This window comes from Acidovorax sp. Root70 (assembly GCF_001428225.1).
Lineage (GTDB): Bacteria > Pseudomonadota > Gammaproteobacteria > Burkholderiales > Burkholderiaceae_C > Acidovorax.
Genome location: NZ_LMHQ01000008.1, coordinates 131,507 through 151,041, shown reverse-complemented (window position 1 = coordinate 151,041; position 19,535 = coordinate 131,507). Strand labels below are relative to the sequence as shown.

The window sequence follows — 19,535 nt, the reverse complement described above, 5'->3', positions numbered from 1 at the left end:
TCAGAGAGCTTGCAGCAGGCTGCGTCCGGTGGCTGTGTGGGCATGCAGCGTGACCTTCCTTTCGGTGTCATCCGTTGCTTCAATGTGAATAGCAAGGTCTGCAAGCGGAGTAAGCGCTGCAGCCTTTTCCGGCCATTCTGCCACCTTGAGACCGGGGTTGGCAAAAATGTCCCTGAAACCGGCGTCTTCCCACTCGCGCGGATCGTCAAAACGGTAGAAGTCGAAGTGCCAGATCGAAAGGCCTGGTGCGTCGTGGGGCTCCACCACCGCATAGGTGGGGCTCTTGATGCGGCCCTGCACGCCCAGCGCGCGCAGCAGGTGGCGCACCAGGGTGGTTTTGCCCGCTCCCAGGTCGCCGTGCAGGGTCACGAAGGCGTTGGCCAGCAGGGGCTGCGCGGCAAGGCGTTGCGCAAAGGCGCTGGTGTCTTCCTCGCCATGCCAGATGAATTGGCGCGTAGGTTCGGCGGTGTGGGCGGCAGGGGCATCGCTGCCGCTTTCTACAATCTGGCCGGTATGTGGTGCAACAGTCAACTCGTTCCTCAAATTCGGGAGTGGGCCCGCGAGCTGGGATTTTCCCAAATCGGCGTGGCGGGTGTGGACCTGTCTGCGGCAGAGTCAGGTCTTGCGGCCTGGCTGGCGCAGGGCTTCCATGGTGACATGCATTACATGGCATCCCACGGCATGAAGCGCGCACGCCCGGCCGAACTGGTGCCCGGCACCGTGAGCGTGATCACGGCGCGCATGGATTATTTGCCGCGCGACACGGTCATGGACACGCACGGGGGCTGGCAGGCGGTCGAATTCTCCCGCCTGCAGCGCCCGCAGGAGGGCATCGTCTCGGTTTACGCCCGGGGCCGCGACTATCACAAGGTGCTGCGTGCGCGGCTGCAAAAGCTCAGCGACCGCATTGCTGAGGCCATCGGCCCGTTTGGACACCGCGTGTTCACCGACTCCGCCCCGGTGCTGGAGGCCGAACTGGCTGCGCGCAGCGGCCAAGGCTGGCGCGGCAAACACACGCTGGTGCTCAACCGCGAGGCCGGGTCCATGTTCTTCTTGGGCGAAATCTATGTGGACATGGCGCTGCCCCAGAGTGAGCCCGTCACCGCGCACTGCGGCAGCTGCAGCGCGTGCATCGACATCTGTCCCACGCAGGCCATCATCGCGCCGCACCGCATCGACGCGCGGCGCTGCATCTCGTACCTCACCATCGAACACGCCGGGCCCATCCCTGTAGAGCTGCGCCCGCTGCAGGGCAACCGCATCTATGGCTGCGACGACTGCCAGCTGATTTGCCCCTGGAACAAGTTTGCGCAGGTCAGCCGCCTGCCCGATTTTGATGAGCGCAAGGGCCTGGCGGGCCAGCAGCTGGTGCACCTGTTTGCTTGGGACGAAGCCACCTTCTTGCGCATGACCGAGGGCGGCCCCATTCGCCGCATTGGCCATGAGCGGTGGCTGCGCAACGTGGCAGTGGCGCTGGGCAATGCGCTGCGCGCCACCGGCGACGAGGCCTTGCGCACTGCGCTGCAGTCGCGCGCAGAGGACGCCAGTGCGCTGGTGCGGGAGCATGTGGCCTGGGCGCTGGATGCGGGTTGAGGGTGTTTTTGAAAGAAATTACCTGGTAGCGCTAGTGCAACATGCCTGGGCAGCTATCAAAATGGTAGTGAATGCCGTGGCGCCGGGGCCTCACTGCACCAGCAGCCCCGTCTGCCGCAACGTGCCCACCAGCCCCTGGGCAAACTCGGCGTAACCGGCGGCGTTGGCGTGGATCTGGTCGGACCGTAGCCGCTCTTGCGCGAGCACGCTCGACCAGCCCTTGGCGTGCAGCGGGATCTTCAGCTCTTCGGCAATCTCTTCGTACATCGGGTGGTCGCTCAGGCGGCCGGCAGCGGCCAGCAGCGACAGCTCGGGCACGGCCACCAGCAACACCTGGGCGCCGCCGCCCTTGACTTCGGTGCAGATGCGCAGAATGTTGGCGCGCGCGGTGGCCGCACTCTGGCGCCGCAAAAAGTCATTGCCGCCGATGCCCACGATGACCAGTGCCGGCTGGTGCTGCTGCAGCAGGCCCGGCAGGCGCGCCAGTGCCTGGGCCGAGGTGTCGCCCGACACGCCCCCGTTGACCACCTTCCAGCCCGTCAGGCGCGCCAGCTCGGCCGGGTAGGCCGTGTCGGCCGAGGCCCCCACGCCCGATGTGAGCGAGTCGCCCAGCGCCAGCACCGTGGCGGCTGCCGGTACCGCCTGGGCACGCGGCGGTTTGCGGCCGCAAGCGGCCAGTCCGAAGGCAGCGACCAGGCTGGCACCGAGCAGCCGCCTGCGGTTCAGACCCTGGTTCATCGCAGCACCCCCAGCGCAAACGGCAGGCTCACCATGCCCAGCAAGGTGGACAGCGTGACCAGCCCCGCTACGTAGGGCCCGTTGTAGCCCATGCGCGCGGCCAGCACATAGCAGGTCGATGCCGTGGGCAGCGCCGCAAATGCCAGCAGCACGGTGGTCTGCACAGCATCGAGTCCGAACATGCGGGCCATGCCAAACGCCACCAGCGGCTGCACCAGATGGCGGATGGCCAGCACGGACACGCTCAGTACCTTGCCCCGCGTGAGCAGGCCAAACTGCAGACCGGCACCGGCCGCCATCAGGCCCAGCGCCAGCGATGCGGCGCTGATGCGGCTGACCGTGGGCACCGCCCATTCGGGGATCTGAAAGCCCAGCAGGTTGGCCGCCAGCCCCGAGGCGGTGGCGATGATCAGCGGGTTGCGCAACAGCTCGCGCGCAAAGCTGTGCTGTCCGTGCCGGGCCATGGGCCACACGGCGGCCACGTTGAACAGGGGCACGCACACCCCGATCAGCACGGCAATCATCAACAGGCCCTGGGTGCCCGCCAGCCGCTCGGCAATCGCCAGGCCAATGAAGGAGTTGAAGCGGAACGCCACCTGCGCGCTGGCCGCGTGGTCACGCACGTCGATGTGCTTGCCCAGCCAGGGCCAGTGCGGCAGGCTGTAGGCCAGCGCGATGCCGATCACGCCCGACAGCATGCCCGCCCCGATCAGCCCTGACGCCGCGCCAATGTCCATCGGGCTCTTGACGATGGACTGAAACAGCAGCACCGGGAACAGCAGGTAGTACACCAGGCTCTCGACCGGCTGCCAGACCGAGCGGTTCAGTGCGGTGTACCGGCAGATCAGGTAGCCCAGGAAGATGAGGGAAAAGTCGGGGAGCAGGAGGAAGGCGTAGTTCACACACCGAGAATACTTGATGCATGGCAAGCCGCCAGGGGGCTCCCTGCCGGTTGATTGGCGCAGGGCGGGCTGCCGACCCGCTCGGTTTTTAGGGTTAGCCCTTATGTGGAATCCGCAGGGCGGTTTGCCGGGTGTTGGGCATACCATCGGCGCTGTTTGTTGTTACCCCGCACGAAGGAGATTTCCATGCATCGTCGTCAATGGCTTGCGCTGACCGTACTGGCAGCCGCCGCTGGATCCGCCGCCGCACAAGGCTACCCCAACAAGGTGATCCGGCTGGTGGTGCCCTTTGCACCTGGTGGCACCACCGACATCATTGCGCGCGTGATCGCCGAGCCGCTGGGCCGCGTGCTCGGCCAGAGCGTGATCGTGGACAACAAGGCTGGTGGCGGCGGCATTGTGGGTGCGGCCGAACTCGCCCGCGCCACGGCCGACGGCTACACGCTGGGCGTGGCCACGGTGTCCACCACCGCAGCCAACCCTGCCATCAACCCCAAGACGCCGTACAACCCGCTGACGGACTTTTCGCCCATCATCAACATCGCGGCCACGCCCAACATCATTGCGGTGAACCCCAGCTTCCCGGCCAAGGACTACAAGTCGTTCGTGGCGGAGCTGAAGAAGTCGCCCGGCAAGTATTCGTACTCGTCGTCCGGCACGGGCGGCATTGGCCACCTGCAGATGGAGCTGTACAAGAACCTCTCGGGCACCTTCGTGACGCACATCCCCTACCGCGGTGCGGGCCCGGCCCTGAACGACACCGTGGCGGGCCAGGTGCCCATGATTTTTGACAACCTGCCCTCTGCGCTGCCTTTCATCAAGGAAAACCGCCTGGTGCCCATCGTCGTCGCAGCGCCCCAGCGCGTAGCGGCCCTGCCCAATGTGCCCACCTTCAAGGAACTGGGCCTGGAGCCGGTGAACCGCATGGCCTACTACGGCATCGTGGGCCCCAAGGGCCTGCCCAAGGATGTGGTGGACAAGATCAACGCCGGTGTGCGCAAGGCCCTGGAAGACCCGGCTGTGAAGAAGCGCATCGAAGACACGGGTTCGCTCGTGATCGGCAACACGCCCGAGCAGTTTGCCGAGCAGATCAAGGCCGAGTTCGCGGTCTACAAGGATGTGGTCGTCAAGCAGAAGCTGACGCTGGAATAAAAGCCACCGCTTCCATCCCCAGCCGCCTGCGGGCGGCTTTTTTGTGCCCGTGGAGCTGAATGCACGCGATGCATGCTATGGTTTTTGGATGCTTGCTCCCAGTCTGAATGCCATCGACACCTTTGTGGACGCCCTGTGGCTGGAGGACGGCCTGTCGCGCAACACGCTGGCCGCCTACCGGCGTGACCTGACGCTGTACGCGCAGTGGCTGGCCGACCAGCAGCCCGCGCTGGCGCTGGACGACACGGCCGAACACCACCTGCAGGCCTACTTTGCCGCACGCCACGCGCAGACGCGCGCCACTTCGGCCAACCGGCGCCTCACGGTGTTGCGCCGCTACTTTCACTGGGCGCTGCGCGAGCGGCGCATCACCACCGACCCCACCGTGCGGCTGCAGGCCGCACGCCAGCCGCTGCGCGTGCCCAAGACCTTGTCGCAGGCGCAGGTGGAGGCGCTGCTGAACGCGCCCGACCTGGGCAATCCCCTGGGCCTGCGCGACCGCACCATGCTGGAGCTGATGTACGCCAGCGGCCTGCGCGTGACCGAGCTGGTCACGCTCAAGACCTTCCAGGTCGGTCTGAACGAAGGCGTGCTGCGCGTGATGGGCAAGGGCAGCAAGGAGCGCCTAGTGCCGTTTGGCGAAGAGGCGCGGGCGTGGCTGCAGCGCTATCTGAACGAGGCCCGCGGCGCCATCCTGGGCGGGCAGCAGACGGACGACCTGTTCGTCACCCAGCGCGGCAGCGGCATGACGCGGGTGATGTTCTGGGTCATCGTCAAGAAGTGGGCGCAGGTAGCGGGCATCACGGTGCCGCTGTCGCCCCACACGCTGCGCCATGCGTTTGCCACGCACCTGCTCAACCATGGCGCCGACCTGCGCGTGGTGCAGCTGCTGCTGGGCCATGCGGATATCTCCACCACCACCATCTACACCCATGTGGCGCGCGAGCGGCTCAAGTCGCTGCATGCGCAGCACCACCCGAGGGGCTAACGCGGCAGATGGTCTCCTTTCGTTTTTCCCTCTCTCCGTTGACAAGAAAGTCCTGCATGAAGCAACTGATCATTGGCGCCTGCCTGGCGGGTGCCACCGCGCTGGCCTTAGCGCAGACCTGGCCCACGGCCAAACCCATTCGCATCGTCGTGGCCTACCCGGCCGGGGGCGTGAGCGACAACATCGCCCGCGCGCTGGCCGACAAGCTGGCTGCGCAACTGGGCACACCGGTGGTCATTGAAAACAAGGCAGGCGCCAGTGGCAGCCTGGGCGTGGACGCGGTGGCCAAGGCGGCGCCGGACGGCTACACCCTGGGTTTTGCGGCGGTGAGCCCTCTGGCGCTCAACCCGCACCTGGGAAAGTCCCCCTTCGATCCGCAGAAGGACATTGCCCCGGTGGTCAGCGTGATGTATTCGCCCGTGCTGTTGCTGGGCACGCCTGCGAGCCGCGCGACCGACTTCAAGGACCTGATCGCGCGTGCACGGGCCCAGCCCGGTACGGTGCGCTGGGCCACCTCGGGCCAGGCGTCGCTGGGGCACATCATGCTTGAGCAGATCCAGTCGGTGGCGCAGGTGCAGATCACGCACATCCCGTACAAGGGCGGTGGCCAGCAGATGAACGACGCGCTGGGCGGGCAGTTCGAGGTGTTGTCGACCAACGCCGGCCCTGCGGTGCTGCAGCACATCCAGGCGGGCAAGCTCAAGCCGCTGGCGGTGGGGGCTCCGGCGCGGCTCGATTCGCTGCCCCAGGTGCCCACGCTGGCCGAGCTGGGGCAGCCAGCGGCCAATCTCTCATCCCTGTTTGGTCTCTATGCCCCGGCGCAGACGCCCAAGACGGTCATCACCCGCATCAACGCCGAGGTGAACAAGGCCCTGGCCCTGCCGGACATCCGCGCCAAGCTTGATGCCACCGACAACGTGCCCACGGGCGGCACCACAGCCGAGTTCGCGCGCCAGATCGCGCTGGAGTCCGAGAGCAACGCGCGCATCATCCGCGCGGCGGGAATCCAGGGCAACTGACCGTGTGCAGGGGCTGAGCCCCAGAAACGCCACAGGCCCTGTCAAAGCAGGGCCTGTGGGCTTTTGAAGGGGAAGAACGGGGCTATTCGTCGCTCAGGCTCTCTGCCCAGGTCAGCGCCTGCAGGTGGGCCCAGTTCACCTGGCGGTTGGACAGGTGCAAGGCATCGGCGTTTTTGGCAAAAGCCACTTCATCGCCGCTTTCGCAGGCCTTGGTCAGCTCCAGGAAAGGCGCGAACACGCCGGTGCCGCGCAGCAGAGCGTCCATCACCGGCTCGGGCAGGGCCACGGACTCCAGCGCTTTTTCGATCGGCACGCCCAGCATGGTGTCCAGCAATGAGAACACGCCCACCACAAAGGCGTTGTCGCATTCTTCGGGCGGCAGCAACTCGGCAGCTAGCAACTCCATGAGGCGGCCACGCACCACGGCGGTCTGGCCTACGGCTGGCGGAGCACCGCCTGCGCGCGAGGTGGTCATCAGCAGCGCGGCCCAGCGGAAGAGCTTTTTCAGGCCCAGGATCATCACCGCATGGCGGAACGAGGTGATCTCGCACGACAGGCCAAAACCCGACGAATTGATGAAACGCAGCAGGTTGAAAGACAGGGTGGGGTCTTTTTTGAGCAGGTCTTCGATCTCGGCCGTGCTGGCCTGTTTGCGCACCAGGTTGATGAGCTGAATGATGGTCGCTTGCGAGGGTCGGATGGTGGTGGCCTTGACCAGCGAGGGCTTGGCAAACCAGTAGCCCTGGAACAGCTTGACGCCCAGGTCGCGCATCAGCTCGTACTGCTCGGCGGTTTCGACCTTTTCGGCCACCAGCGTGGCCTTGCTGTGGGTGTTGGCAAATTTGACCAGCGGTGCGGCCAGCTCGGGCTTGAAGGCCTGCATGTCCAGCTTGATGAAGGCTGCCATGGGCAGCCAGCTGGTGTAGGCCCGTTTGAGCGCCTGCTGGTCGAACGCGAGGCGAAAGCCGCGCGTGCGCAGCGCCTCCAGCGTAGGCAGGCGGCCTTCGATTTCTTCGGGGGTGGCGTTGTCGGGCAGCGGGGGCACCTCCAGCACCACCTTTTCGGGGTAGATCAACTCCAGGTGGCCACCAGAGAGGCTGTCGTGCGTGCAGTTGATGAACACGGTCTTCTTGCCGACCAGGGCTTCGGTGCCCGCATAGGACAGCGCGTTGAACAGCAGGGCTGCATCGCTGGCGGCGGTGTGCGAGTCGGAGGCGGTGGACCGGTCAAACAGTTCGTAGCCATAAACCGCGCGGTTTTCGTCCACGATGGCCTGGCGCGCAATGATGGCCAGGTTCTCGTCCACGGGATCGGCGGCAGGCGCTGCGGCGTCCGGGGTGTCTTGTTCGGGTGTGCTCGACATGGGGTCCACTGAAATGAAGGGCTGTGCGACCATTCTAGACCGCAAGGGGCCCTCTGGACGACCGCTGCACGAATGAACGCGCCATATGCCTGTGCGGTCTTGAGCAGCCTGCGTTTTGGGCCCTTCAGCCCTCCCGATCCGCCGCGTGCACTTTCCGCTCGGTGCGTGCAGGAAGTCCCCGGGGCACTCGCAGAAAATTCAAAGTCGGCCCGCCATCCACGGCGATGGCGGCCGCGCTTGTCAGTCGCTGATGTGGTCGGCCCAGGCCAGAGCTTGCAGGTGGGCAAAGTTGATCTGCTGGCTGGTCAGGTGCAGCAGGCCGGCGGTGCGGTCAAACACGGCGTCGTCGCTGGACTCGCAGGCCTCGGCCAGCGTGAGAAGGTCGCCCAGGAAACCTTCGCGCCGCAGGAGCGCGGCAGCCACGGGTTCGGGCACGTTGAGCAGGCCGATGGCGGACTCCATGGGCATGGAGAGCATCACATCCAGCAGCGAGAAGATGCCCACGACAAAGGCCTGGTCGGCCTCCTCGGGGGGCAGCGTCTCCAGCGCCAGCAGCTCCATGAGGCGCCCGCGCACCACGGCCGTGTGGCCCACCGATGACGGCGTGCCGTTGTTGCGCGATGCGGTCAGCAGGAGCGCCGCCCAGCGGAACAGCTTCTTGAGGCCCATGAGCATCACGGCCTGGCGGAACGAGGTGATCTCCCGCTGGAGGCCAAACCCGGCCGAGTTGATGAGGCGCATGAGGTTGAAGGCCAGGCCCGCATCCTTCTTGAGCACTTCCTCGATGTCTTCGGTGCTGGCCTGTTTGCGCACCTGGTTGATCAGCTCGATGATGCTGGCCTGCGACGGCGTGAGCAGTTTGGTCTCGACCAGCGCAGGACGGGCAAACCAGTAGCCCTGGAACATCTGCACGCCCTGGCTGGACACCATGTCGTATTGCTGGGCGGTCTCGACCTTCTCGGCAATCAGCTCGGCCTTGCAGTGGCGGCCCGCGTAGCTGATCAGCACCGCCAGCTGGTCCGGCGCCAGCACCGACAGGTCGAGCTTGATGTAGTCGGCCAGTGGCAGCCAGGGCGCGTAGGCTGACTGCAGCACCGTGTGGTTGAAGGCCAGATGAAAGCCCCGGTCGCGCAGCTCGCTCAGGATGGGCAGGCGCGTGGCGACCTCTTCGGCGGCGACATGGCCCAGTGGTGGAATCTCCAGCACCACCTTGTCCGGGTCCACCAGCTCCAGGTGGCCGCCCGACAGGCTTTCGTGGGTGCAGTTGACGAAGATGAGTTTTTTGCCGACCAGCTCCTCCGTCCCGGCATGCGACAGGGCGGTGAAGACCAGGATGACGTCGGTGGCGGCGGTGTGGGCAGCGCCGCTGCGCGAGCGGTTGAACAGCTCGTAGCCAACGACCACCTGCTGCGCGTTCACGATGGCTTGTCGCGCAATCATGGCGACCGACGACTGGTTGCCGGAGGGGGGCGCGGAGGGCGCGCCTGGGGTGGAGGCTTGGGTCATGGGCGTGTTCTTGAAATAGTGTGCGCGGGCCCGCCGTGGGCATTGCCAAGAATTGTAGGAGCCATCGTATTCCCCCCAGATCGTGAGCAGCCTCTTGGCCATGGCGTGGGAGTCAGGCCTGCTGCAACCAGCGCAGCTCGGCTTCGCTGAAACCGGCGCTGCGTCGCGCGGACTCGTTGAACGGCGGCTTCAGGCGCGGGGCTTCGTACCGCTGCACCAGGGTGCCGTAGAGGGTTTCAGGGTCCTGGCCCGTGCGGTCGCACAGCCAGCGGTACCAGTGGTTGCCGATGGCGACATGGCCCACCTCGTCGTGCAGGATCACGTCCAGGATGGCGACGGCAGCCAGGGCATCGGGTGTGCCCACCTGGCGCAGCTTGGCCTGGATCTGCGGCGTGGCGTCCAGCCCCCGGGCCTCCAGTGTGCGTGGCACCAGGGCCATGCGCGCCAGCACATCGTGCCGTGTCTTCTCGCACATGGTCCACAGCCCCTGGTGGGCCGGAAAGTCCCCGTAGTCGTGCCCCTGGCTGCGCAGGTGGTCGCGCAGCAGCCGGAAGTGCTTGGCCTCTTCGGCCGCCACGCGCATCCAGTCCAGGTAGTACGCGCGGGGCATGCCATCAAAGCGCCACACGGCGTCGAGTGCCAGATTGATGGCGTTGAACTCGATGTGGGCGATGGCGTGGATTAGGATGGCTCGGCCCTCGGGCGTGGCGGGCGAGCGGCGCGCCACCTGGGTGTGTCGCAGCAGTTCGGGGCGCTCGGGGCGGCCGGGAAGCGCGCCTGGCTCACTAGGGCCCTGCGGGGCGGTGTCTGCTATTGAAAGCGTAGCTGCATGGGCATACAAGTCCAGCGCTGCAGCCGCTTTTTGTTCGGGGTCTGACAGGCTCAAGACCTGCAGTGCACGGTGGCGAAGCTCCATCCTTACAATTCTAGGCCTTGCCATCGGCACCAAGGCTTGCGCTTTGTAACGATTGGCGACCTCTTTGAACAGGTCCTTGAGGTGCGCCATGGCGTGCCGTTTTTTTGTATCGAAGGAGTGGGTGCATGGCAATTTACGAACTCGACGGTGTGTCGCCCCAGCTGGCGGCATCGGCCTGGGTGGCTGACAGCGCGCAGGTGATGGGCAATGTGGTGCTGGGCGAAGACGCCAGCGTGTGGTTTGGCACCGTGGTGCGCGGCGACACCGAGAGCATCACGATTGGCGCTGGCTCCAACATCCAGGACGCGAGCGTGCTGCACGCCGACATTGGCAAGCCCCTGGTGGTGGGCGAGCGGGTGACGGTGGGCCACCAGGTCATGCTGCACGGCTGCACCATCGGCGATGAGTCGCTGATCGGCATTGGTGCTGTGGTGCTCAACGGCGCCAAGATCGGCAAGCACTGCCTGGTGGGCGCTGGGGCGCTGGTCACCGAAGGCAAGGAGTTTCCCGACGGCTCCATGATCATCGGCAGTCCCGCCAAGGCCGTGCGCGAACTCACGCCCGAGCAAATTGAAGGCCTGCGCCAGAGCGCGCAGCACTACATCGACAATGCGCGCCGCTTTCAAAGTGGCCTGCACAAGATCGGCTGAACGCTGCCCACTGGCGCTCGCTGCTGTTTTTTTCTCCTGGAACCCTTGCGTGTCTGAACTTCACAAGTTTCTTTTCGATGGTCTGCCGGTGCGAGGCATGATCGTGCGCCTGACGGATGCCTGGACCGAGATCCTGCGCCGCCGTGCCAGCAACACCAGCACGGGCGCCTACCCCGCGCCGGTGAGCGAGCTGCTGGGCGAGATGGCCGCCGCTGGCGTGCTGATGCAGTCCAACATCAAGTTCAACGGCGCGCTGGTGCTGCAAGTGTTTGGTGATGGCCCCGTCAAACTGGCCGTGGTCGAGGTGCAGTCGGACCTGAGCCTGCGTGCCACCGCCACGGTGAATGGCGAGTTGCCATCGGACGCGAAGCTGAGCCAGATGGTCAATGTGGGCGGCGGTGGCCGCTGCGCCATCACGCTCGACCCCAAGGACCGTCACCCCGGCCAGCAGCCCTACCAGGGTGTGGTGCCGCTGCACGGCGACCACCACGAAAAACTGGAGCGCCTGTCGGACGTGCTGCAGCACTACATGCTGCAGTCCGAGCAGCTCGACACCATCCTGGTGCTGGGTGCCAACGAGCAGGTGGCGGCGGGCCTGCTGATCCAGCGCATGCCCATCAAGGGCGAGGGCAATCTGGCAGCCGGTCTCACGCACCGGGAGAACGAAGACCAGATCGGCCACAACGAAGACTACAACCGCATTGCCCACCTGGCCGCCAGCCTGACCCGTGAGGAACTGCTGACCCTGGACGTGGATACCATCCTGCGCCGCCTCTTCTGGGAAGAAAAGCTGCTGCGCTTTGAACCGCAGCAGGGGGCTAGCGGCCCGCGTTTTGCCTGCACCTGCAGCCGAGAGCGTGTGAGCAACATGCTGCGCAACCTGGGGCCGGAAGAGGCCGAGAGCATCCTGGCCGAGCGCGAAGACATTGAGGTGGGTTGCGAGTTCTGCGGCCAGCAGTATCGCTTTGACGCAGTGGATGCCGCGCAGATTTTTGTCTCGCCAGCGGCCGCGCAGCCCCCGGGACCCACGGGCATCCAGTAACCCCTGGGGGGCTCACTCCGCGCTGTCGGGGACTCCTGCGCTGTTGCGCGGAAGGTGCTCAGGCTTGGTCTGGCGCGATGCCGGATGGCGGTGGAGTGTCGCGCTGCTCAACAAGCGCAGTGAACAACCGGTGCTCGCAGGTGGGGTCGCTGCATTTCTCGCAGTTCCAGGCCCGCAGCCGGGCGGCCTTGGAAGCATTTTCGATGCCTCTTGCGGCCATTGTGCTAGTGGGATATGCCTGAGGTGCTATTTTTTTTATAGCAATGAGGGCATTGCGGATGCGCTGCTCGCCAGCGCCGTACACCACGCGGTAAGGTACCCCTGCAGCGGCCAGGGCGGTGCGCAGTCGCGCGTCGGTAGCTTCTTGCGCGGTCCGCTCCCCGGCCGGGCATGGTGAATCAAGTCCCATCAGCAAAGTCAACGCCACCGCGTCTGGCTCTGAGGACCTTGCGGGCAGCGGGCTGGTCAGGTGAGGGTGGTGGAGGCTGATGCGCACCGAGCCTGGGGCGATCTGCTGCCGCAGCGCCTGGGCCAACGCCTCCACACCCGTGTGGGGGGCGCCCAGCAAGGCAATCAAGGGGGATGGGGGAGCAGGCCGCAGCACGGAGAGGAAAGGGGCACGCCGCTGCCACGCCGGCATTGTTGGGACAGATGCTGTGGGGCGCAACGCGGTGGTTGGGCCCACACGGCGGCTCAACGGGGGGTGAACTGCACGTACACCTCGTTGGGCTTGACCATGCCCAGCTCGCTGCGCGCCTTTTCTTCCACCATGTCCAGGCCCTCCTTGAGGTCGTGCACCTCCGAGGTCAGCCGCGCATTCACCTGGCGGGCCTGCTCGTTGGCCGCCTTCTGCACATCAATCTGCCGCTGCATCGCATTGACGCGCGGCACGCTGCCCCGCCCCAGCCAAAGCTGGGCGTGCAGCGCTGCCAGCAAGGCCAGCAGGATGACGGGGACGATGCGGGAGACCAAGGCGGGGCTCGCTCAGGCGAGGGGTGCCAGGGTTCAGCGCAGGTTGTAAAACGCAGCGCGGCCGGGGTACTGCGCGATCTCGCCCAGGTCTTCTTCAATGCGCAGCAGCTGGTTGTACTTGGCGATGCGGTCCGAGCGGCTCAGCGAACCGGTCTTGATCTGGCCGGCGTTGGTACCCACGGCGATGTCGGCAATGGTGCTGTCTTCGGTTTCACCCGAGCGGTGCGAGATCACGGCGGTGTAGCCCGCGCGCTTGGCCATCTCGATGGCGGCGAAGGTTTCGGTCAGCGTGCCGATCTGGTTGATCTTGATGAGGATCGAGTTGGCGATGCGCTTGTCGATGCCTTCCTTCAGGATCTTGGTGTTGGTCACGAACAGGTCGTCGCCCACCAGCTGGACCTTGTCGCCCAGGCGTTCGGTCAGGTGCTTCCAGCCGTCCCAGTCGCCTTCGTGCATGCCGTCTTCGATGCTGATGATGGGGTACTTGTCCACCCAGGCCGCCAGCATGTCCGTCCACTGTTGGGCGGTGAGCTTCAGGCCGCCTTCGCCTTCCAGCACGTAGTGGCCGTCCTTGTAGAACTCGCTGGCCGCGCAGTCGAGGCCCAGGGCGATTTGTTCGCCGGCCGTGTAGCCAGCGGCTTCGATGGCTTGCAGGATCAGGCGGATGGCCGCTTCGTGGTTTTCAACGCTGGGGGCAAAGCCGCCTTCGTCGCCCACGGCGGTGCTGATGCCCTTGTCGTGCAGGATCTTCTTCAGTGCGTGGAACACTTCGGCGCCCCAGCGCACGGCTTCGCGGAACGTGGGCGCGCCCACGGGGATGATCATGAACTCTTGCAGGTCCAAGCTGTTGTTGGCGTGTGCGCCGCCATTGATCACGTTCATCATGGGCACGGGCAGTTGCACGCTGCCCATGCCGCCCAGGTAGCGGTACAGGGGCAGGCCAGATTCTTCGGCGGCGGCGCGGGCCACGGCCATCGACACGGCCAGCATGGCATTGGCGCCCAGGCGGCTCTTGTTCTCGGTGCCATCGAGATCAATCAGGGTCTTGTCCAGGAAGGCCTGCTCGGAGGCATCCAGGCCCAGCACGGCTTCGCTGATCTCGGTGTTGATGTATTCCACGGCCTTGAGCACGCCCTTGCCCAGGTAGCGGCCCTTGTCACCGTCGCGCATTTCAATGGCTTCGCGGCTGCCGGTGGAGGCGCCCGACGGCACAGCGGCCCGGCCCATCACGCCCGATTCGAGCAACACGTCGCATTCGACGGTGGGGTTGCCGCGGCTGTCCAGAATCTCGCGACCGACGATGTCAACGATGGCACTCATGGTTTTCCTTTTGCAGAAGTTTTAAATCAAATCAGTCTCTAGCGCACGATGTATAAGCGCTAGCAGCTATCAATTAGTGAGCGATTTTTGTGGATGCGCTCAGACGCCTTCGACGCACACCATGCGCATGATGGCTGCGCCTTCGCGGGCCGCCTTGGCTTTCTGGTATTCGGGCGTGTCGTAGAAGGCGCGCGCGGCCTCGAAGCTCGGGAACTTGAGCAGCACGGTGCGGCCGGGGTTCCAGTCGCCTTCCAGCACTTCCACCTTGCCGCCGCGAATGCACACCTCGGCGCCATGCGCCTGCATGGCCAGCGTACTCCACTTTTTGTACTCTTCGTACTGCTCAGGGTTGGTGACGGTGACGGATGCGATGACGTAACCACTGCTCATGTCTCAAGCTCCAAAGTTGTTTTCGAGGAATCCGTTTTTCTTGGTGACGTCGTCCAGTGCCACCAAGGTCTCCAGCAGCGCCTTCATGTGCTTGAGGGGCACGGCGTTGGGGCCGTCCGACCAGGCCTCGGCGGGGCGGGGGTGGGTTTCCATGAACAGGCCCGCCACGCCCACGGCCACACCGGCACGCGCCAGCACGGGCACCATCTCGCGCGCGCCGCCGCTCACGGCGCCCAGGCCGCCAGGCTTTTGCACCGAGTGGGTCACGTCGAACACCACAGGTGCGCCGGAGTTGCGCATCTCGGCCAGGCTGGTCATGTCGGCCACCAGGTTGTTGTAACCAAAGCTCACGCCGCGTTCGCAGGCCAGAAACCGGTCTTCCGACAGGCCGACTTCGGCCGCTGCAGACCGGGCCTTGTCAATGACGTTCTTCATGTCCCAGGGCGCGAGGAACTGGCCCTTCTTGATGTTCACCGGCTTGCCGCTTTGCGCCACGGCGCGGATGAAATCCGTCTGGCGGCACAGGAAGGCGGGCGTTTGCAGCACGTCGACCACGCTGGCCACCTCGGCCACATGCGAGGTGTCGTGCACGTCGGTCAGGATGGGCAGCTGCAGCTGGCGGCGTACTTCGTCCAGGATCTTCAGGCCGGCCTCCAGCCCCACACCACGCTTGCTGGTGCCCGACGAGCGGTTGGCCTTGTCGAAGGAGCCCTTGTAGATCAGCGGAATACCCAGCGGTGCACAGGCTTCCTTGAGCTGGCCCGCGACGTCAAGCGACATCTCCAGGCCTTCAATGGAACAGGTGCCCGCGATCAGGAAAAAGCGATGTTGAAGGCCGACATTGAATCCGCACAGCTGCATGGTGAGGTCCCCTTAGGCTTTTTTCGCGGCTTGCTGGTGTTCCACGGCCGCCTTGATGAAGGCGTTGAACAGCGGGTGGCCGTTCCAGGGCGTGGACTTGAACTCGGGGTGGAACTGCACGCCGATGAACCAGGGGTGCACGTTTTGCGGCAGCTCCACGATTTCGGTGAGTTCTTCACGCTGCGTCAGCGCCGAGATCACCAAGCCCGCCTTGCGCAGCTGGTCCAGATAGTTCACGTTGGCTTCGTAGCGGTGGCGGTGGCGCTCGGTCACCACGTCGCCATAGATGCTGTGGGCCAGCGTATCCTTGGACACGTCCGAGCTTTGCGCGCCCAGGCGCATGGTGCCGCCCAGGTCCGAGTTTTCATCACGCTTCTTGATGGTGCCGTCCGCATCCTTCCACTCGGTGATCAGCGCGATCACGGGGTGGGGCGTGGCGGGGTCGAACTCGGTGCTGTTGGCGTTGGCCAGGCCCGCCACGTGACGGGCGTATTCGATGGTGGCCACCTGCATCCCCAGGCAGATGCCCAGGTACGGCACCTTGCGCTCGCGAGCGAACTGGGCGGTGGCGATCTTGCCTTCCACGCCCCGCACACCAAAGCCGCCGGGCACCAGGATGGCGTCGTATTGGGCCAGCTTGGCAGCCGCGTCGGCGCTATCGATGGTTTCGGAATCGACATGGTCGATTTTCACGCGCACGTGGTTGCGCATGCCGGCATGGCGCAGGGCTTCATTGACGGACTTGTAGCTGTCCGACAGGTCCACGTACTTGCCGACCATGGCGATGGTGACTTCGCCTTGGGGGTGCTCGGTCTCGTGCACCAGATCGTCCCAGCGCTTGAGGCTGGTGGGTGGGGTGTTCAGGCGCAGCTTGTCGCAGATCAGGCCATCCAGGCCCTGCTCGTGCAGCATGCGCGGCACCTTGTAGATGGTGTCCACGTCCCACATGCTGATCACGCCCCATTCGGGCACGTTGGTGAACAGCGAAATCTTGGCGCGCTCTTCCTCGGGAATGCGGCGGTCGGCGCGGCACAGCAGGGCGTCGGCCTGGATGCCGATTTCGCGCAGCTTCTGCACCGTGTGCTGGGTGGGCTTGGTCTTGAGTTCGCCCGCTGCCGCAATCCAGGGCAGGTAGGTCAGGTGCACAAAGGCCGCGTTGTTCGGGCCCATGCGCAGGCTCATCTGGCGCACGGCTTCGAGGAACGGCAGCGATTCGATGTCGCCCACGGTGCCGCCGATTTCGACGATGGCCACGTCCACGGCGTCAGGCGTGCCGATGCCGGCGCCGCGCTTGATGAACTCCTGGATCTCGTTCGTGACGTGGGGGATGACCTGCACGGTCTTGCCCAGGTAGTCGCCGCGGCGTTCCTTCTCCAGCACGGACTGGTAAATCTTGCCCGTGGTGAAGTTGTTGGTTTTCTTCATGCGCGTTTCGATGAAACGCTCATAGTGGCCCAGATCGAGGTCGGTTTCTGCGCCGTCATCGGTCACGAACACCTCGCCGTGCTGGAACGGCGACATGGTGCCCGGGTCTACGTTGATGTAGGGGTCAAGCTTGATGAGGGTGACTTTGAGTCCCCGCGATTCGAGGATCGCGGCAAGGGAGGCTGAGGCGATTCCCTTACCGAGGGAAGACACCACACCGCCGGTGACGAAGACAAATTTGGTCATGTCTTTTTTGGTGGTGGGAAATTGGGATTATAGATGGCGCCCCGGCGACACCCCCGCGGGCAGGGTCACCCCCGTCTGCTAAATTCGCCCCATGAATGAGCTTGCTGGCAAACACATTGTTCTGGGTCTGAGTGGAGGCGTGGCTTGCTACAAGGCGGCCGATCTGTGTCGCCAGCTCATCAAGGAGGGCGCCACCGTGCAGGTGGTGATGACCGGGGCGGCCGAGCAGTTCATCACCCCGGTCACCATGCAGGCCCTGTCGGGCCGCACGGTGTACGGCTCCCAATGGGACGCCCGCGAGCCCAACAACATGCCCCACATCAACCTGAGCCGCGAGGCGGACGCGATCCTGATCGCGCCCTGCAGTGCGGACTTCATCGCGCGCCTGGTGCAGGGCCGGGCGGATGAGTTGCTCAGCCTGATGTGCCTGGCGCGCCCCGCGCAGCGCGTGCCGTTGCTGCTGGCTCCGGCGATGAATCGCGAAATGTGGGCCCACCCCGCGACGCAGCGCAATCTGGCGCAGGTGGCGCAGGACGGCGCCGTGGTGCTGGGCGTGGGCAATGGCGACCAGGCCTGTGGCGAGACAGGTGACGGCCGCATGCTGGAGCCGCTGGAGTTGCTGGACGAGCTGATCGCTTTTTTCACGCCCAAGACCCTCGCGGGCCGGTCGGTGCTCGTTACGGCAGGGCCCACGTTTGAAGCCATCGATCCGGTGCGCGGCATCACCAACCTGTCGAGCGGAAAGATGGGCTTTGCCGTGGCCCGTGCGGCGCGCGAGGCAGGTGCCGATGTCACCCTGGTCGCGGGGCCTGTGCATGTGCCCACGCCACGCGGTGTGCGGCGCGTCAATGTGCAGTCTGCCCAGGAGATGTTGGCGGCGGTGGAGCGGCATGTCCAGGCTGCGTCGGTGTTTGTCGCCACGGCTGCGGTGGCCGACTGGCGCCCGGCCCACCAGTCTGATCAGAAGATCAAAAAAGACGGTTCGGGCCAGTCCCCGTCGCTGGAGTTTGTCGAGAATCCTGACATCCTGGCCACCGTCGCCCGATCGCCCCATGCGTTGCAGGGCGACCTCTTTTGTGTGGGTTTTGCGGCCGAAAGCCATGATCTACTCGCCCATGCCACGGCCAAGCGGGCACGCAAGGGTGTGCCGCTGCTGGTGGGCAACATCGGCCCGGCCACTTTTGGGCAGGACGATAACGCGCTGTTGTTGGTGGATGCGCAGGGCCATCGCGAGCTGTCCCGCGCCTCCAAGCGCGTGCTGGCGCAGCAGCTCATCGCCGAAATTGCCGCGCGTTTGCCACCCTTGCATGCTTGACCGCCACTGCGGTGGGGAGGTGTGATGACAACTGGTGCGACCAAGCCCGACTGGGACACGCCGCCCGATGGCGACTTCGCGGCCTATGTGGAGCGCCTCACGGCCCCGCTGCCTGCGCAAGAAGCCCGAACACCGCAGGCAAATGCAGCGGTCGCCACCAGGGCTGCGCAGCCATCCGCGCCCGGTGCCAAGCCCATCCCGGTGGCCCAGGCACTGCCGCCCGATCTGCTGCAGATGATGCGGCCCCTGGCTGGGGTACTGCGCACGGTGCGTGCGTTGTTGCTGGTCATGATTGTTCTGCATGGCATCGCGCTGCTCCTGCTGGGCAGGGGCTCGTTGCCGGGGTTGGTGGTCATGGGGTCTGTGTGGTGGGCGCTGGGCTGGCTGATGCAGTCGGCTGCGCAAGTTGGGGGGGCTCAGGCCGCGGATGTGCGCGCGGGGGCGCAACCGTTGCAAGAGCGCCTGCGGCAAGTGGCGCAGCAGCGCAGTAGTACAGGAACAGGAAAGAAAAAACCGTGAAGATTGACGTCAAGATTCTCGATCCGCGCATGGCGGACCAATTGCCCACCTATGCCACGCCCGGTAGCGCGGGGCTGGACCTGCGTGCCTGCCTGGATGCGCCGCTGACGCTGCAGCCTAACGCGTGGCAACTGGTGCCCACGGGTATTGCGATCTACCTTCAGGACCCGGGTTACGCCGCGCTGATCCTGCCGCGCTCGGGTCTGGGTCACAAGCACGGGATCGTGCTGGGCAATCTGGTGGGGTTGATCGACAGCGATTACCAGGGGCAGCTCATGGTGAGCGCATGGAACCGCAGCAACGTGGCTTTTACCCTGGAGCCCATGGAGCGCCTGGCTCAGCTGGTGATCGTTCCGGTGGTGCAGGCGCAGTTCAATGTCGTCACCGAGTTTGCGGCCACGCAGCGGGGCGAGGGCGGGTACGGCTCCACCGGCAAGTCCTGAAGCGCAACTTTGTCCGACTCTGGGCTGGTTGCTCGTTTGCGGCCGGGTTGTAAGACCCCGCTTACGTTTCGATGGGCCTGTTACCGACAAGGCGATGGCCCCTGTGTCTACGCAACGGCATCCTCAAGCGTTGTTCCAATCTGCACATGGGCCCCGAGCTTCGTTCGCCAGGGCC

General features: G+C 65.3%; 20 protein-coding genes. 9 read left to right on the top strand and 11 right to left on the bottom strand.

Annotated elements, in window-relative coordinates:
• A complete protein-coding gene (gene tsaE / locus ASD94_RS06240; protein ID WP_056640131.1) occupies window positions 1-531 on the bottom strand; it encodes a tRNA (adenosine(37)-N6)-threonylcarbamoyltransferase complex ATPase subunit type 1 TsaE in 531 nt (176 codons plus the stop codon).
• Here tsaE and queG point away from each other — a divergent pair.
• Window positions 514-1,593 carry a tRNA epoxyqueuosine(34) reductase QueG gene (gene queG, locus ASD94_RS06235; RefSeq protein WP_369818038.1) on the top strand — a complete coding sequence of 360 codons (1,080 nt, stop codon included), beginning with the start codon at window positions 514-516 and terminating at the stop codon, window positions 1,591-1,593. The genes tsaE and queG overlap by 18 nt on opposite strands.
• A 90-nt stretch (window positions 1,594-1,683) precedes the next feature.
• Here queG and ASD94_RS06230 read toward each other — a convergent pair whose 3' ends face one another.
• Window positions 1,684-2,331 (bottom strand): GDSL-type esterase/lipase family protein, encoded by a 648-nt coding sequence (locus ASD94_RS06230; protein WP_056640039.1) that lies wholly within the window; start codon window positions 2,329-2,331, stop codon window positions 1,684-1,686.
• Window positions 2,328-3,233, bottom strand: a complete 906-nt coding sequence (locus ASD94_RS06225) for an AEC family transporter (protein WP_056640036.1) — start codon at window positions 3,231-3,233, stop codon at window positions 2,328-2,330. The genes ASD94_RS06230 and ASD94_RS06225 overlap by 4 nt, the downstream gene beginning before the upstream one ends.
• Before the next feature lie 186 nt (window positions 3,234-3,419).
• On the opposite strand from ASD94_RS06225, the gene ASD94_RS06220 reads away from it, so the two are divergent.
• The 3 genes from ASD94_RS06220 (at window position 3,420) to ASD94_RS06210 (ending at window position 6,392) form a co-directional block, all read left to right on the top strand.
• On the top strand, window positions 3,420-4,385 hold the full coding sequence (locus ASD94_RS06220; protein WP_056640033.1) for a tripartite tricarboxylate transporter substrate binding protein BugE: 966 nt from the start codon (window positions 3,420-3,422) through the stop codon (window positions 4,383-4,385).
• 88 nt (window positions 4,386-4,473) lie between these two features.
• On the top strand, window positions 4,474-5,373 hold the full coding sequence (xerD, locus tag ASD94_RS06215) for a site-specific tyrosine recombinase XerD (RefSeq protein ID WP_056640030.1): 900 nt from the start codon (window positions 4,474-4,476) through the stop codon (window positions 5,371-5,373).
• Window positions 5,374-5,429: 56 nt separating this feature from the next.
• Window positions 5,430-6,392: a tripartite tricarboxylate transporter substrate binding protein gene (locus ASD94_RS06210; protein WP_082576781.1), complete on the top strand. Its 963-nt coding sequence runs from the start codon at window positions 5,430-5,432 to the stop codon at window positions 6,390-6,392.
• 82 nt (window positions 6,393-6,474) lie between these two features.
• Here the strand turns inward: ASD94_RS06210 and ASD94_RS06205 are convergent, their stop codons facing one another.
• The 3 genes from ASD94_RS06205 to ASD94_RS06195 all read right to left on the bottom strand — a co-directional run bounded on the left by ASD94_RS06205 (window position 6,475) and on the right by ASD94_RS06195 (window position 10,177).
• Complete coding sequence (locus ASD94_RS06205) at window positions 6,475-7,755, bottom strand: EAL and HDOD domain-containing protein (protein WP_056640126.1); 1,281 nt, start codon at window positions 7,753-7,755, stop codon at window positions 6,475-6,477.
• 240 nt (window positions 7,756-7,995) lie between these two features.
• Complete coding sequence (locus tag ASD94_RS06200; RefSeq protein WP_056640124.1) at window positions 7,996-9,261, bottom strand: EAL and HDOD domain-containing protein; 1,266 nt, start codon at window positions 9,259-9,261, stop codon at window positions 7,996-7,998.
• Between the two features lie 112 nt (window positions 9,262-9,373).
• Entirely contained in the window at window positions 9,374-10,177 is an 804-nt protein-coding gene (locus ASD94_RS06195) for a ferritin-like domain-containing protein (protein ID WP_056640024.1), read from the bottom strand.
• A 125-nt stretch (window positions 10,178-10,302) separates the two neighbouring features.
• Between ASD94_RS06195 and ASD94_RS06190 the strand changes: the two genes are divergently transcribed.
• Both ASD94_RS06190 and ASD94_RS06185 read left to right on the top strand, forming a co-directional pair.
• On the top strand, window positions 10,303-10,827 hold the full coding sequence (locus ASD94_RS06190; RefSeq protein ID WP_056640021.1) for a gamma carbonic anhydrase family protein: 525 nt from the start codon (window positions 10,303-10,305) through the stop codon (window positions 10,825-10,827).
• A gap of 49 nt (window positions 10,828-10,876) precedes the next feature.
• Window positions 10,877-11,869, top strand: coding sequence for an Hsp33 family molecular chaperone HslO (locus ASD94_RS06185; protein ID WP_056640018.1), 993 nt, complete (start codon window positions 10,877-10,879; stop codon window positions 11,867-11,869).
• Between the two features lie 693 nt (window positions 11,870-12,562).
• Here ASD94_RS06185 and ASD94_RS06175 read toward each other — a convergent pair.
• The 5 genes from ASD94_RS06175 to ASD94_RS06155 all read right to left on the bottom strand — a co-directional run bounded on the left by ASD94_RS06175 (window position 12,563) and on the right by ASD94_RS06155 (window position 17,083).
• Entirely contained in the window at window positions 12,563-12,841 is a 279-nt protein-coding gene (locus tag ASD94_RS06175; RefSeq protein WP_015013327.1) for a septum formation initiator family protein, read from the bottom strand.
• A 33-nt stretch (window positions 12,842-12,874) separates the two neighbouring features.
• Entirely contained in the window at window positions 12,875-14,161 is a 1,287-nt protein-coding gene (gene eno, locus ASD94_RS06170) for a phosphopyruvate hydratase (protein ID WP_055400881.1), read from the bottom strand.
• A gap of 99 nt (window positions 14,162-14,260) precedes the next feature.
• Entirely contained in the window at window positions 14,261-14,551 is a 291-nt protein-coding gene (locus tag ASD94_RS06165) for a DUF1330 domain-containing protein (protein WP_056640013.1), read from the bottom strand.
• Window positions 14,552-14,554: 3 nt separating this feature from the next.
• Complete coding sequence (gene kdsA, locus ASD94_RS06160; protein ID WP_056640010.1) at window positions 14,555-15,412, bottom strand: 3-deoxy-8-phosphooctulonate synthase; 858 nt, start codon at window positions 15,410-15,412, stop codon at window positions 14,555-14,557.
• 12 nt (window positions 15,413-15,424) lie between these two features.
• Complete coding sequence (locus tag ASD94_RS06155) at window positions 15,425-17,083, bottom strand: CTP synthase (protein ID WP_056640007.1); 1,659 nt, start codon at window positions 17,081-17,083, stop codon at window positions 15,425-15,427.
• 91 nt (window positions 17,084-17,174) lie between these two features.
• On the opposite strand from ASD94_RS06155, the gene coaBC reads away from it, so the two are divergent.
• From coaBC to dut, 3 genes are read left to right on the top strand one after another with little or no spacing between them, the layout of a single operon-like run.
• Window positions 17,175-18,398 carry a bifunctional phosphopantothenoylcysteine decarboxylase/phosphopantothenate--cysteine ligase CoaBC gene (gene coaBC, locus ASD94_RS06150; protein WP_056640004.1) on the top strand — a complete coding sequence of 408 codons (1,224 nt, stop codon included), beginning with the start codon at window positions 17,175-17,177 and terminating at the stop codon, window positions 18,396-18,398.
• A 24-nt stretch (window positions 18,399-18,422) separates the two neighbouring features.
• Window positions 18,423-18,917, top strand: a complete 495-nt coding sequence (locus ASD94_RS23980) for a hypothetical protein (RefSeq protein ID WP_235510592.1) — start codon at window positions 18,423-18,425, stop codon at window positions 18,915-18,917.
• Window positions 18,914-19,360, top strand: a complete 447-nt coding sequence (gene dut / locus ASD94_RS06140) for a dUTP diphosphatase (RefSeq protein ID WP_015013334.1) — start codon at window positions 18,914-18,916, stop codon at window positions 19,358-19,360. Before ASD94_RS23980 ends, dut begins: the two co-directional genes overlap by 4 nt.
• The last annotated feature ends 175 nt before the right edge of the window (window positions 19,361-19,535 follow it).

What these genes read in the sequence shown, in the direction of transcription:
- queG (WP_369818038.1), top strand. Translation starts at nt 514, where the DNA reads ATGTGGTGCAACAGTCAACTCGTTCCTCAAATTCGGGAGTGGGCCCGC.
- ASD94_RS06230 (WP_056640039.1), bottom strand. Translation starts at nt 2,331, where the DNA reads ATGAACCAGGGTCTGAACCGCAGGCGGCTGCTCGGTGCCAGCCTGGTC.
- ASD94_RS06220 (WP_056640033.1), top strand. Translation starts at nt 3,420, where the DNA reads ATGCATCGTCGTCAATGGCTTGCGCTGACCGTACTGGCAGCCGCCGCT.
- xerD (WP_056640030.1), top strand. Translation starts at nt 4,474, where the DNA reads ATGCTTGCTCCCAGTCTGAATGCCATCGACACCTTTGTGGACGCCCTG.
- ASD94_RS06210 (WP_082576781.1), top strand. Translation starts at nt 5,430, where the DNA reads ATGAAGCAACTGATCATTGGCGCCTGCCTGGCGGGTGCCACCGCGCTG.
- ASD94_RS06205 (WP_056640126.1), bottom strand. Translation starts at nt 7,755, where the DNA reads ATGTCGAGCACACCCGAACAAGACACCCCGGACGCCGCAGCGCCTGCC.
- ASD94_RS06200 (WP_056640124.1), bottom strand. Translation starts at nt 9,261, where the DNA reads ATGACCCAAGCCTCCACCCCAGGCGCGCCCTCCGCGCCCCCCTCCGGC.
- ASD94_RS06195 (WP_056640024.1), bottom strand. Translation starts at nt 10,177, where the DNA reads ATGGAGCTTCGCCACCGTGCACTGCAGGTCTTGAGCCTGTCAGACCCC.
- ASD94_RS06190 (WP_056640021.1), top strand. Translation starts at nt 10,303, where the DNA reads ATGGCAATTTACGAACTCGACGGTGTGTCGCCCCAGCTGGCGGCATCG.
- eno (WP_055400881.1), bottom strand. Translation starts at nt 14,161, where the DNA reads ATGAGTGCCATCGTTGACATCGTCGGTCGCGAGATTCTGGACAGCCGC.
- ASD94_RS06165 (WP_056640013.1), bottom strand. Translation starts at nt 14,551, where the DNA reads ATGAGCAGTGGTTACGTCATCGCATCCGTCACCGTCACCAACCCTGAG.
- kdsA (WP_056640010.1), bottom strand. Translation starts at nt 15,412, where the DNA reads ATGCAGCTGTGCGGATTCAATGTCGGCCTTCAACATCGCTTTTTCCTG.
- ASD94_RS06155 (WP_056640007.1), bottom strand. Translation starts at nt 17,083, where the DNA reads ATGACCAAATTTGTCTTCGTCACCGGCGGTGTGGTGTCTTCCCTCGGT.
- coaBC (WP_056640004.1), top strand. Translation starts at nt 17,175, where the DNA reads ATGAATGAGCTTGCTGGCAAACACATTGTTCTGGGTCTGAGTGGAGGC.
- ASD94_RS23980 (WP_235510592.1), top strand. Translation starts at nt 18,423, where the DNA reads ATGACAACTGGTGCGACCAAGCCCGACTGGGACACGCCGCCCGATGGC.